Source organism: Rhizobium sp. LjRoot30 (assembly GCF_964253915.1).
Taxonomy (GTDB): Bacteria; Pseudomonadota; Alphaproteobacteria; order Rhizobiales; family Rhizobiaceae; genus Metarhizobium.
This window is the reverse complement of sequence record NZ_CAXUSG020000002.1, coordinates 107,958-120,557: the sequence shown is the minus strand read 5'-3', so window position 1 is coordinate 120,557 and position 12,600 is coordinate 107,958. Positions and strand designations below refer to the sequence as shown.

General features: G+C 61.3%; 11 protein-coding genes. 9 read left to right on the top strand and 2 right to left on the bottom strand.

What is annotated here, in order from left to right:
• The first annotated feature begins 8 nt into the window (after positions 1-8).
• The 7 genes from ACSQ3I_RS04560 to ACSQ3I_RS04530 all read left to right on the top strand — a co-directional run bounded on the left by ACSQ3I_RS04560 (position 9) and on the right by ACSQ3I_RS04530 (position 9,815).
• On the top strand, positions 9-3,146 hold the full coding sequence (locus ACSQ3I_RS04560) for a multidrug efflux RND transporter permease subunit (RefSeq protein WP_435996473.1): 3,138 nt from the start codon (positions 9-11) through the stop codon (positions 3,144-3,146).
• A gap of 14 nt (positions 3,147-3,160) precedes the next feature.
• Entirely contained in the window at positions 3,161-3,772 is a 612-nt protein-coding gene (locus tag ACSQ3I_RS04555; protein WP_435996471.1) for a TetR family transcriptional regulator, read from the top strand.
• A 218-nt stretch (positions 3,773-3,990) separates the two neighbouring features.
• The gene (locus ACSQ3I_RS04550) at positions 3,991-4,434 is read left to right on the top strand and encodes a MarR family winged helix-turn-helix transcriptional regulator (RefSeq protein ID WP_435996469.1); all 444 of its coding nucleotides are present in this window, start codon (positions 3,991-3,993) and stop codon (positions 4,432-4,434) included.
• A gap of 9 nt (positions 4,435-4,443) precedes the next feature.
• A complete protein-coding gene (locus tag ACSQ3I_RS04545) occupies positions 4,444-6,135 on the top strand; it encodes an MFS transporter (protein ID WP_435996467.1) in 1,692 nt (563 codons plus the stop codon).
• Between the two features lie 18 nt (positions 6,136-6,153).
• On the top strand, positions 6,154-7,227 hold the full coding sequence (locus tag ACSQ3I_RS04540; RefSeq protein WP_435996465.1) for an HlyD family secretion protein: 1,074 nt from the start codon (positions 6,154-6,156) through the stop codon (positions 7,225-7,227).
• 398 nt (positions 7,228-7,625) lie between these two features.
• Positions 7,626-8,975 (top strand): putative bifunctional diguanylate cyclase/phosphodiesterase, encoded by a 1,350-nt coding sequence (locus tag ACSQ3I_RS04535; protein ID WP_435996463.1) that lies wholly within the window; start codon positions 7,626-7,628, stop codon positions 8,973-8,975.
• 84 nt (positions 8,976-9,059) lie between these two features.
• On the top strand, positions 9,060-9,815 hold the full coding sequence (locus ACSQ3I_RS04530; protein WP_435996461.1) for a DeoR/GlpR family DNA-binding transcription regulator: 756 nt from the start codon (positions 9,060-9,062) through the stop codon (positions 9,813-9,815).
• Positions 9,816-9,827: 12 nt separating this feature from the next.
• Here the strand turns inward: ACSQ3I_RS04530 and ACSQ3I_RS04525 are convergent, their stop codons facing one another.
• Both ACSQ3I_RS04525 and ACSQ3I_RS04520 read right to left on the bottom strand, forming a co-directional pair.
• A complete protein-coding gene (locus ACSQ3I_RS04525) occupies positions 9,828-10,403 on the bottom strand; it encodes an NUDIX domain-containing protein (RefSeq protein WP_435996459.1) in 576 nt (191 codons plus the stop codon).
• Between the two features lie 224 nt (positions 10,404-10,627).
• Complete coding sequence (locus ACSQ3I_RS04520; protein WP_435996457.1) at positions 10,628-10,828, bottom strand: hypothetical protein; 201 nt, start codon at positions 10,826-10,828, stop codon at positions 10,628-10,630.
• A gap of 29 nt (positions 10,829-10,857) precedes the next feature.
• Here ACSQ3I_RS04520 and ACSQ3I_RS04515 point away from each other — a divergent pair, with 29 nt between their 5' ends.
• Positions 10,858-11,229 carry a hypothetical protein gene (locus ACSQ3I_RS04515; RefSeq protein ID WP_435996455.1) on the top strand — a complete coding sequence of 124 codons (372 nt, stop codon included), beginning with the start codon at positions 10,858-10,860 and terminating at the stop codon, positions 11,227-11,229.
• Positions 11,226-12,599, top strand: a complete 1,374-nt coding sequence (otsA, locus tag ACSQ3I_RS04510) for an alpha,alpha-trehalose-phosphate synthase (UDP-forming) (RefSeq protein ID WP_435996453.1) — start codon at positions 11,226-11,228, stop codon at positions 12,597-12,599. The genes ACSQ3I_RS04515 and otsA overlap by 4 nt, the downstream gene beginning before the upstream one ends.
• Position 12,600 lies beyond the last annotated feature (1 nt).

Genomic DNA, 12,600 nt, shown 5'->3' with positions numbered 1-12,600 from the left:
CTCCCCTCATGGCCCAGTTCTTTATCGGCAGGCCCATCTTCGCATGGGTCGTCGCCATCTTCATCATGATCGGCGGCATCATCGCCATTCCGCTTCTGCCGGTGGCGCAGTATCCGAACGTCGCCCCGCCGCAGATCACCCTGTCGACGACCTATCCCGGCGCCTCTTCGGAAGAGATCTATCAAAGCGTCACCGCGCCGATCGAACAGGAATTGAACAGCGTCGACGGCGTGATCTACTTCGAATCCACCTCCGATTCCTCCGGCATGGTGCAGATCACCACGACTTTTGAGCCCGGTGTCGATTCCGGACAGGCGTCCATCGATGTGCAGAACGCCGTTCGCCGCGTCGAGGCGCGGCTGCCCCAGGTCGTCACCCAGCAGGGTGTCGAGGTGGAAGAGGCCGGCACCGGCTTCCTGATGCTCGTGGCTCTGGTCTCGACCGACGGCAATACCGACGTGGTCTCCCTCGGTGACTATCTCCAGAGAAACGTACTCGGCGAATTGCAGCGCATTCCCGGTGTCGGCCGCGCGCAGATCTTCGCCAGCCAGCGCGCCATGCGCATCTGGATCGATCCGGACAAGATGGTCGGCCTCAATCTTTCCACCGCCGACATCAACACCGCCATCGCCGCCCAGAACGCCCAGGTGGCAGCCGGCCGCATCGGCGCCCGGCCGAACCCGATCAACCAGCAGATTTCCGCCAGCGTTCTGGTCAAGGGCCAGCTTTCGTCGCCGGAGGAATTCGGCGCGATCGTCCTCCGGGCCAATCCGGATGGTTCTTCGGTGCGCCTGCGTGACGTCGCCCGCATCGAGGTCGGCGCGGAAACCTACAATTTCGAGACGAAGATCAACGGCCAGCCGGCCGCCGCTCTGGCCATCCAGCTGTCGCCCACCGGCAATGCCATGGAAACAGCCGGCGCCGTGCGTGACAAGATGGACGAGCTGTCGCGCTTTTTCCCGCCGGGGCTGAAACATATCGTGCCGTACGACACCTCGCCCTTCGTCGCGGTGTCGATCGAGAAGGTGATCCATACGCTGATCGAAGCCATCGTGCTGGTCTTCGTGGTGATGTTCATCTTCCTGCAGAACTTCCGCTACACGCTGATCCCGACGCTGGTCGTGCCGGTCGCCCTGCTCGGCACCTGCGCCATCATGTACGCCAGCGGATTTTCCATCAACGTACTCACCATGTTCGCCATGGTGCTGGCCATCGGCATTCTCGTCGACGATGCCATCGTTGTGGTCGAAAACGTCGAACGCATCATGGCCGAGGAAGGCCTGTCGCCACGCGAGGCGACCAAGAAGGCGATGTCGCAGATATCAGGCGCCATCATCGGCATCACACTGGTGCTGACGGCCGTCTTCATTCCCATGGCCTTCTTTCCCGGCGCCGTCGGCGTCATCTACCAGCAGTTCAGCCTGACCATGGTCGTCTCGATCCTGTTCTCCGGCCTGCTCGCCTTGTCTTTGACGCCGGCGCTCTGCGCCACCTTCCTGAAACCCATCAAGCAGGGGCACCACGAGAAGAAAGGCTTCTTCGGCTGGTTCAACAGACGGTTCGACGCCGGCACCCGCAAATATGCCGGCGCAGTCGGCTTCCTGGTGCATCGCGCCGGGCGCTTCATGGTCATCTATCTCGCCATCGTCGGCGGACTGGTCTACCTCTTCCTGCAATTGCCGAGCTCGTTCCTGCCCAACGAGGACCAGGGTTACGTCATCGTCGATATGCAGGCTCCGGCCGAAGCCAGCGCCAACCGTGCCCTCAGCGTTGCCGACCGTGTCGACCAGATTTTCGCGCAGGAACCGGCCGTGGACCAGCGGACGATGATCAGCGGCTTCAGCTTCTCCGGTTTCGGCGATAATGCCGGCCTCGCCTTCGTGACGCTGAAGGACTGGAAGGAACGTGGCCCCAACGATTCCGCCGACGCGATTTCCGGGCGCGCCAACGGCCAGCTCTTCGGCCTTCGCGACGCCCTGACCTTTGCGTTGTCGCCTCCGCCCATCCAGGGCCTCGGCAACTCGGGCGGCTTCACCTTCCGCCTGCAGGACCGTTCCGGCGCCGGTGCCACGGCGCTCAGCGCCGCAGCCGGCCAGTTGATGGCGGCGGCGGGCCAAAGCCCTATCCTCGTCGGCATGCGCATCGAAGGCATGCCGGATGCGGCCCAGCTCAACCTCAACATCGACCGCGAGAAGGCCAACACCTTCGGCGTCACCTTTGCCGACATCAACTCGACGATTTCGGCGAACCTCGGCTCCACCTACATCAACGACTTCCCCAATGCCGGCCGCATGCAGCGCGTCACGGTGCAGGCGGATCAGCACCAGCGCATGGGTGCCGACGATATCCTGAACCTCAACGTGCCGAACGCCGCCGGCGGCATGGTGCCGTTGCGCTCCTTCGCCACCGTCGACTGGACCAAGGGACCGGCACAGGTGGTCGGATACAACGGCTATCCGGCGGTGCGCATCGCCGGCAACGCCGCACCCGGCTACTCCTCCGGTGCGGCGATTGCCGAGATGGAACGGCTGGCGGCGCAGCTTCCGGCAGGCTTCGGCTACGAATGGTCGGGCCAGTCGCTGCAGGAAATCCAGTCCGGTTCGCAGGCGCCGATGCTCGTCGGCCTGACGATCCTGTTCATCTTCCTGCTTTTGGCCGCCCTCTATGAAAGCTGGAGCATCCCGCTGTCGGTCATGCTTGTCGTGCCGCTCGGCGTCATCGGCTCGGTCGCCGCCGTCATGCTGCGCGACATGCCGAACGACGTCTACTTCAAGGTCGGCCTGATCACCATCATCGGGCTCTCGGCGAAGAACGCCATCCTGATCGTCGAGTTCGCCAAGGACCTGCGGGCGCAGGGCAAACCGCTGCTGGAAGCCACCATCGAGGCCTGCCAGCTGCGGTTCCGGCCGATCCTGATGACCTCGCTCGCCTTCACGCTCGGCGTCGTGCCGCTGGCGATCGCGACCGGCGCCAGCGCCGCCAGCCAGAATGCCATCGGCACCGGCGTTCTCGGCGGCATGATCTCCGCCACTGTACTCGCCATCTTCTTCGTCCCCGTTTTCTTCGTGTTCGTCATGAAGCTTTTTGGTAAGACGGGCGATAAGAGCGAAGCCGCAGCGGAACAAGCGGCCCAACCGGCAGAGTGATGGCATAAACCCAGATGAGGCGCACCAAGGCTGAAGCAGCGGAAACAAAGGCGGCAATCCTGGTTGCCGCCGAAAAGATGTTTTTCGAAAAAGGCGTCGCCAACAGCACGCTGGAAAACATCGCCACCGCAGCCGGGGTGACGCGGGGTGCCATCTACTGGCACTTCGCCAGCAAGACCGACCTCTTCCTCGAACTCTACAACACCGCCCGCCTTCCCGAACTCAGCATGATGGATTTGGAGAAGGTGGGGGTGGAAGGGGTCGATGCGCTCCATTTCATCGAGCACGCCATCTACGAGTGGATCGATCTGCTCGCCGGCGACGTCCCGCGCCAGCGCATGTGGACGATCCTGATCCGCACGAACTTTACCGAGGAACTCGAAAGGGTTGCCACGGCGATGCAGGAGATCGAAGACAGCCAGGCCGACCTGCTCACCGCCATTTTCGTGCGTGCGGCCAGCACCGGCCGGCTTTCTACCGCCTGGACCCCGGAACTCGCCAGCCTGACGCTCAAATGGCATGCAAAAGGCATGTGCTGGGAATGGCTTCTCGAAGGCCAGAAATTCGACATCCGCGAACTCGGCCGCCAGAGCGTCGGCAAGTTGTTCGAAATGTTCCGCGCTTAAACTTCACCTGTTTTCCGCCCGTCGTCCGCTTGACCGCCCCTTCCCGGGGGCGCTTGCGACCACGCGTCGATCCGTGCCCGTCGCATGCCCCGGCACACATTTCGATGCCCGTCACATGTTCTGCCGGGCTTTGTCGCCCTATTCCGCAAGCCATCACTTGAAAATATGTCACACTTATTATATCTAGAGCTATAATTAGTGCACTATGGATATGAGCCATGCGGAAACACGACGTCGAACGCCGCCTGATCGAGGATGTCAGCGCCTTCGGGCGCAAACTGAAGGCCGTTTTCGAGCTTCTGACGCGTGAGCAAAACATCACGCTGCCGCGCATGCGTGTCTTCTCTGCGCTCGCGGAAAAGGAACGTTTGAACCAGCGGGAGCTGGCCGAGCGGTTGGAGCTTGAGACCCCGACCGTGGTTCGCCTGCTGGACACGATGGAAGCGCAAGGTTTCGTCGAGCGCCGATCGAGCGACGCGGACCGCCGGGCGAAGGAGGTCCATCTCACCGGCCTCGGTCGCCGCACGGCCGAGGAGGTCGAAAGCGTTGCCAGCGCCCTCATCCTGCGCCTTGTTGCCGGCATTTCCCAGGAAGACCTCTTGACGGCATCGGCCGTCATCCGGACGATGCAGGCAAATCTTCAGAGTGTGCGGACCTCCTGAGGACATGTCATGAGCAAGGATCAAGCACGAGAAGCGGTTGCCAACGACAATACCGACGCGGCTCCGCGGCAAGAACCGGAGGCTGTCGCGCAACCCGCGCCACCCCCGGCCACCGCCCCCACGCCGGCGGCGATGCCGCGCTGGAAAATGCCGCTTTACATCGCCTCCTCCATGCTGTTTTTCCTGACGCAGGGACTTGGGATGAACCTCGTCTCGGCCAACATCTACCAGCTTCAGGGAAGCTTTTCGGCAACGGTGGCGGAAGTCTCTTGGCTGTCGGCCGCCTACATGGCGCCTTACGCCAGCTTCGCGATCGCGCTTTTCAAGATCCGGACCCAATACGGCCTGCGGCGCTTTGCCGAATTCAGCATCATCTGTTTTGTCCTCGCTTCGATCCTCAACCTGCTTGTCACCGACCTGCATTCGGCGATTGCCATCCGCGCCATCAGCGGTATGGCTGCCGCGCCATTGTCGACGATCGGCTTTCTCTACATGCTGGAGGCCTTCCCGCCGGCAAAGAAGCTGTCGCTCGGCCTCAGCCTTGCCTTGACGAACACGTTGATTTCCGCGCCGCTGGCGCGGATCATCTCACCGGCGCTGCTGGATTTCGGCGGCTGGAATGCACTTTATTCGTTCGAGATGGGGCTGGCGCTGATCGCCTTGCCGGTCATCTATCTTCTGCCGGTAACAGTGCCGCCGCGTGCCAACGTCATCCAGCGCACCGATATCTTCAGCTATCTGCTGCTGGCGACCGGCTTTGGCTGCCTTGCCGTCTTCCTGACATTGGGCCGGCTGTACTGGTGGTTCGAAACGCCCTGGCTCGGCGTTTTGCTGGCCGTGACTATCGGCGCCATGACCCTGTTGTTCATCGTCGAGGCGCCGCGCAAGAACCCGATGTTCGACTTTCGCTGGCTGTTTTCGGGGCCGAACATGCGGATGGCCGGATTGCTGCTGCTCTTCCGCTTTGTCTCCTCGGAGCAATCGACAACGGCCGCTAGTTTTTACCAGCAACTCGGCCTGCTCAACGACCAGACGGTGTCGCTCTACGCCGTAGTCCTTGCCGCGGCCATCGTCGGCGGCTTGTTCTGCTCCCTGCTGATGCTGACCCGTTACGTCGAAACGGCCCATGCGATCGCACTTGTTCTCATCGCCGCCGGGGCCTGGCTCGACAGCCAGTCGACCAGCATGACGCGGCCGGCCGACATGTATTTCAGCCAGGCGCTCGTCGCTGCGGGTGCCGGGATGTTCCTGCCGCCGATCATGTCCAAGGGTTTTGGCGCGGTGCTCACGAAAGGGGCGACGTACGTCGTCAACTTCCTGGTGATCTTCCTGTTCACCCAGAGCATTGGCGCCTTGTTTGCCTCAGCGGTACTGGGCACCTTCGTCACGATGCGCGAAAAATTCCACTCCAACATCCTAGTGGAGCGCATCCTGCTCTCCGATCCCGTGGTGGCGCAGCGCGTTTCGCAACTTTCCGGCGCCTATGGTAAGGTGATCTCCGACAAGTCGCTGCTGAATGCCGAAGGGCTGTCGCTGCTCGCCCAGCAGGTGACCCGCGAAGCCTATATCCTTGCCTACAACGATGCATTTTTCGTCATCTTCCTCGCCAGCCTGACAGGGCTGGTGATCCTGCTGCTGCATCGCGCCTTCGATAGGCTGATGACACTTCGTTCAGCCGCCGCTCCACAACCAGCCCCCTGATTGAACCAAGAAAAAGCCATGCTCAAACTTTTCCGCTCCCCCAGCACCCTTGTTACCCTCCTGGCTGGCCTGGCCGGGGTCCTGCTCGTGCTATACGCCTGGCGGCTGCCACCGTTCCTAACCTCCGTGGAAACAACGGAAAACGCCTATGTCCGCGGATATGTGACGACGATTTCGCCGCAGGTGAGCGGCTACATCGTCGAAGTCCCCGTCAAGGATTATGCCGAGGTGAAGCAAGGCGACGTGCTCGTGAGGATCGACGACCGCTCCTACACGCAGAAAGTGGCGCAGGCTCGCGCCACCCTGCAGGCGCAGCAGGCCTCGCTGGCAAATTCTCACCAGCAGGAGTTGTCGGCGCAGGCAAACATCCATGCCGCCGAAGCGGAGGTCGAAAGCGCCGAATCCGTGCTCAACCAGGCGGAACTGACCTCTAGGCGGGTTGCGAACCTGACGGATCGCGGCGTGGCTTCCACCAGCGAGTCCGAAAAGGCCGCGGCGGCGCAGCTGCAGGCCAAGGCGGGGCTCAATCGCGCCAAGGCCGCCGTCGAAGTGGCCAGACAGAGCCTGGCGACGATCATCGTCAGCCGCGCCGCCCTGGAGGCAAACGTCACCGGCGCCGAAGCCGCCGTGCAACTGGCGGACATAGACCTGCAGAACACCGTCATCGTTGCCCCGCGCGACGGCCGCCTGGGCGAAATCGGCGCGCGGCTCGGGCAATATGTGACCCCCGGCACCCAATTGCTGGCTGTCGTTCCGCGCGACGTCTGGGTCGTCGCCAACTTCAAGGAAACGCAACTCTACGGCATGCAGATCGGCCAGCCGGTAACGATCGTCGTTGATGCCCTCAACAAGCGCACCATCAAGGGCCATATCCAGAACTTCTCGCCGGCAACCGGTTCGGAATTTTCCGTGATCAAACCGGACAACGCATCCGGCAACTTCACCAAGATCGCCCAACGGGTCGGCGTGCGCATCAGCATCGACAAGGACCAGGCTCCGATCGAACATTTGGGGCCTGGCCTGTCCGTCGTCGTTTCCATCGACAAGAGCAGCGCGCCGCAGACCGGGGAGGATTTGCTGAGCCTGTACTGATCCGAAACGAAACGTGCCTCGACGTTTTTCCGGATATTTACACGCCGCACGAGAAAAGATCCTCGCCAGCCGAAAAGATTTACGACAATCGGTTTCAATTGATCGTCGAAAGATTTATTGTTGCTTCGCGCGGAATTGTTCCGACCGAGACAATATCTTCACCGATCCGGGGATTTGCAGGCTTGTGGGCGTGACATCAGGCAAATGTCTTGTCCCGGTATTTTTTCAATGTGCCATTTTGCGCAAGTTTGAATCAATCTTTCGGAAGTAAAATTGCATTTCGTGAAGTTGAAGCTTGTATAACTGCAGCGTCGACATTCGAGGGATGATGCAAGGCAGCCCGGGAAATCGTTCGAACGCAGAGATGAAGGTGGCGATTGCCAGGGCATAGCGAAGCATTGGAAAAACTTTCGGAGCAATATTCCCGGCGCCTGATTTTTGCCTATCAGGCGGCTGCCCTTCTCGTATTTTGCATCAGCCTCCTCTGGTGCGCCGTGTTTGCCGTCAATGGATGGTGGGAACTGGCGCTGGCCGATGTGGTTCTGGCGCTCGTCAGCTTCGCAAGCCTGCTTCTGATCCGCGCCCGGCTTCTGACAGCCGCACTGGTGGTCTCCGAATTGGCCTTTCTGGCCTTTGTCCTCGGTTTCTGCCTTATGTTCGACACGGCAACTGCCAATGCGCCGCGGGTGACGCATCTCTATCTGCCGGTGCTGGCCATGCTCGGCTACATCAATTACCTGCGGCGCAAATCGAAATTCCAGCTGGCGGTCATCGCCGCATGTCTCGCCTCCTTCATTTTTCTCTCGGCCTCGAACTGGGCGCTGCCCTTTGCGCACTCCATACCGGATGAAATTCGTTATGCCGGAACCTGGATCAATTCCGCGCTGGCAACCGCCATGGTTTGCGGTTGCATCTACGTGATCCGGCTGGAGTTCACGCGGCAGAAGGGCATGGTGCGCGAGTTGCAGGAGGCGATGCGCAACGACGAACTGGAACTGTTCCTCCAGCCGCAGATCAACAATGGAGGCGACATCATCGGCGCGGAGGCGTTGCTGCGCTGGAAACACCCACAGCGCGGCTACATCGCCCCCAACGTCTTCATCCCGCTGGCCGAAGAGAGCAACCTGATGCCGCTGCTCGGCGGCTGGGTGCTGAAGGATGCCTGCCGGACGCTGGCAAGCTGGCGGAGCGACCCCGTACTCGGCAAGCTGACGCTGGCGGTCAATGTCAGCGCCAGCCAGTTCGCCGTCAACGATTTCCAGCAATCCGTGCTCGACACCGTGGCCTTCTACGGCGTCGATCCTTCCCGCCTGAAGCTGGAATTGACCGAAAGCGTCATCATCGCCGGCATGGAGCCGGTGATTGCCAAGATGAATGCGCTGCGTGCCGCCGGCATCCGCTTCGCGCTCGACGATTTCGGCACCGGCTACTCGTCGCTCAGCTACCTGCGCCGCCTGCCGATCTACCAGCTGAAGATCGATCGGAGCTTCGTGCACGACTCGACCGAAAACCAGCATGGCGCTGCGCTGGTCAGAAGCATCGTCCAGATGGGCCGCGATCTCGGCCTCGTCGTACTGGCCGAAGGCGTGGAGACGACAGCCCAGCATGCGCTGCTGCTGGATAGCGGCTGCCACGAATTCCAGGGCTTTCATTTCGGTCGCCCGGTTCCGCGCGAGACGTTCGAGGCGACCGTACAGGCCGCGGCCGCACAGCTGCAGGCCGGCATCCCGCAATCGGTCCGCTCCTGATTTTCTGCACGAAATTGCACGATATCGACCGATTGCGACCGTGGCCGGTGCATGGCATACCGTTTCGACCGCTGGAGAAACGCCGTGCTGACAACCGAACGAAAAGCGCTGATCCTCAGCACCCTCGAAGCCCAGGGGCGCATCGTCGCGAAGGATCTCAGCCGGCAGCTTGATCTCTCCGAAGATACGATCCGCCGCGATCTCCGCGAACTCGCAAGCGAAGGGCTTTTGCAGCGCGTCCACGGCGGCGCGCTTCCGGCCTCACCGGCGCTGGCGGACCTCGCCACCCGGCGAAAAATCTCCGCCGACGACAAGACAGCCATCGCCAAGGCTGCCGCCGCGATGGTCCGGCCCGGCCAGATCGTCTTTCTCGACGGCGGCACGACGACAGTGGCCGTCGCCAAGGCACTGCCGGCCGACCTGCCGGCGACAATCGTCACGCACAGTCCCGACATCGTCGTCGCCCTGCTCGACCACCCTTCGATTGCCATCGAGCTGATCGGCGGCCGCATCTACAGGCATTCGAACGTCGCGATCGGCGCAACGGCGATCGAAGGAATAGGCGTGATCCGTCCGGACCTTTACCTCATGGGCGTCACCGGGGTCCATCGGGACCACGGCTTGACCACGGGCGACCGCGAAGAGGCCGCCGTCAAGCGGGCCATCATGAAGCAGGCGGCCGAGACGCTCGTTCTCGCGTCCAGGGAAAAGATCGGCGCCGTCTCCGCCTATCACGTGGCTGCATTTGCGGAAATCGACGGCATTATCGTCGACAAGCGCTGCCCGGCGGAAGAGATAGAGGTTCTGGCGGCCCGCGGCCTGCCGATTACGCGGGCGTAGTTGGCGGCGGCCTTACAGCCTCAGCGCCGCATGCTGCAGCAACATGATCGTTTTCGCGTCGCAGATTGCGCCCGTCTCCACCATGCGCAGCGCCTCGTCGAGCGGCAGCTCGAGGCGCTCGATATCCTCGCCCTCTTCGGCAATACCACCGCCATCGCCAATGCGGTCATTTTCCGAATAGGTGCCGACGAAAAAATGCAGCTTTTCGGTCACCGAACCAGGGCTCATGAACGCCTCAAAGAGCTGATGCACGTCATGGACGCGGTAACCGGTCTCTTCCTCGACTTCTTCGCGGATGCGCTGCTGCGGGCTCGCCCCGTCCAACAGGCCGGCGGGAGCCTCGATGAGCAGGTCGTCATAACCGTTGACAAAAGCGGGGAAACGAAACTGCCTGGTCAGGAGCACCGTCCGACGTTGCGGATCGAAGAGCAGGATGACGGCGCCGTTGCCACGATCATAGGTCTCGCGGCTCTGCGTCTGCCAGCCACCGTCACGCCGGCGATAATGGAAGGTCGTCTTTTTCAGAAGATACCAGTCGTGCGACAGGACCTCGACCGCTTCGATGCGGACTCGCTCGGAAATGCTCATGGTTGCCTCGTTCGGTGAATGATTGCACGATATTGCACGAATTTTTAATTCATTCAATATCGCGCAATCATCAAACACAGGCCTGCGGCCGCCGGGCCACCAGACGAACGGACCGGGCGGAAGAGCGGGAGAGAGAGCGCATTTGAGGAAAGAAACGGAGAAAACGGGGCACAACGGCCCGACTTTTCCAGGGGAGCCAGCTCCCGGGGGAGCTGGCATTGCATTCAGGCAAGCGGAATATTCTGTCGTTCGGCCATCATTGTTCTCAGCAGATTTTCGCGGAGAAACGCGTTGCCGATTTCATTGACACCAAGCGCAGTGGATCTTCGATCGTCCTTGTAAAGGACATGCATGACGTCGCCCTCGATTTCGTAATGGGCAATCACTTCAGAACCAGAATTTGGTCGATAGGTGAAAGGGATCATAATACACTCCTGTTCGTGCAGTTCAGGGAGTGGCTGCTACCCCCAGCAGCCATTTCTACGCCTTGTGCGGCGCAACCGCGAAAAACGGTAACGCTTCCTTACAAGAAATAATACGTCGTGAAAAGACACGATGCCGCCTTTGGAACAACACAATCGCATGCCTTTTCCCGCGGCAATTTCTTGCCTTTGCCGCAAACCGCCATAAGTTTGGCCCGATGACATATCGACAAAAACGCTGCCGGGAAAAAAATGCCCTGCAGATCATTCGCCATGCGGGAGCATTTCTTCTCCTGCCGACCCTCACAAACATTCACCAGAAAGACAGAGCCATCCAAAGCAGTTCCGCGCCGGTTCGGCACGATGCCGTGTCTTTTCGCATGGAAAAGAGGGGATCGATTTGAACCGTCTCGTGGTTGTCTCCAATCGTGTTCCCATTCCCGACAAGACGGGCGCCGCCCCCGCCGGCGGACTGGCCGTCGCCCTCGAAGCTGCCCTGCAGGAACGCGGCGGCCTTTGGCTCGGATGGTCGGGCCAGACCAATGAAACGGACGAGCCGGGCCCCTTGCGCACCGAAACGCACGGCCCGATCACCTATGCCCTGACCGACCTGACCAAGACGGACGTCGACGAATATTATTTCGGTTTCGCCAATCGCGTGCTCTGGCCGATCTGCCATTATCGCCTCGACCTTGCCGAATATGCACGCAAGGAGATGGCAGGCTACTTCCGCGTCAACCGGTTCTTCGCCGAACGACTTGCGCCGTTGCTGCAGCCGGACGACGTGATCTGGATCCACGATTATCACCTGATCCCGCTCGCCGGCGAATTGCGGCGCATGGGTTTTAAGAACCGCATCGGTTTCTTCCTGCACATTCCCTGGCCACCGGCCGATATCCTGCTGGCGATGCCGGTTCACGAGGAGATCATGCGGTCGTTGTCGCAATACGATCTTGTCGGCTTCCAGACCGATCACGATCTCGAAAACTTCCTCGGTTACCTCAAGCGCGAAGGCATGGGCCATGCGCTGGACGAGGGCCGCATCCAGACCGAAGACCGGATTTTCCGCGGCGGGGTCTATTCGATCGGCATCGAGACCGAGGCATTCGCCGCCTTTGCCGAAAAGGCCGCAACCAATCCGACGGTGCGCAGGACCAAGCGCAGCATCGAAGACCGCAAGCTGATCATCGGCGTCGATCGGCTGGATTATTCCAAGGGTCTCACCCAGCGCATCGACGCCTTCGAACGTTTCGTTGTCGGTTATCCCGACTATCATGGACAGGTGACCTTCCTGCAGATCACCCCGAAATCCCGCTCCGAGGTTCCGGAATACGAAGCGATGCAGCGAGCTCTGGCGGAACAGGCAGGCCGGGTCAACGGCAGCATCGGCGCCGTCGACTGGGTGCCGATCCGCTACATCAATCGCTCGATCACCCGGCCGGTGCTCGCCGGGCTTTATCGCCTGGCAAGGGTCGGACTGGTGACGCCGTTGCGCGACGGGATGAACCTGGTCGCCAAGGAATATGTCGCGGCGCAGGATCCGGAGGATCCGGGCGTTCTGGTTCTGTCACGCTTTGCCGGCGCCGCTCGCGCGATGAAAGGCGCCCTGCTCGTCAATCCTTATGACGTCGAGGGCATCGCCCATGCCCTGTCGCGGGCGCTGGCCATGCCGCTCGACGAACGCAAGGACCGCTGGCGGGTCAGCATGGACGACCTGCTCGCCAACGACGTAACCCGCTGGTGCGACGATTTTCTGCGCGACCTTGGGTCATGAC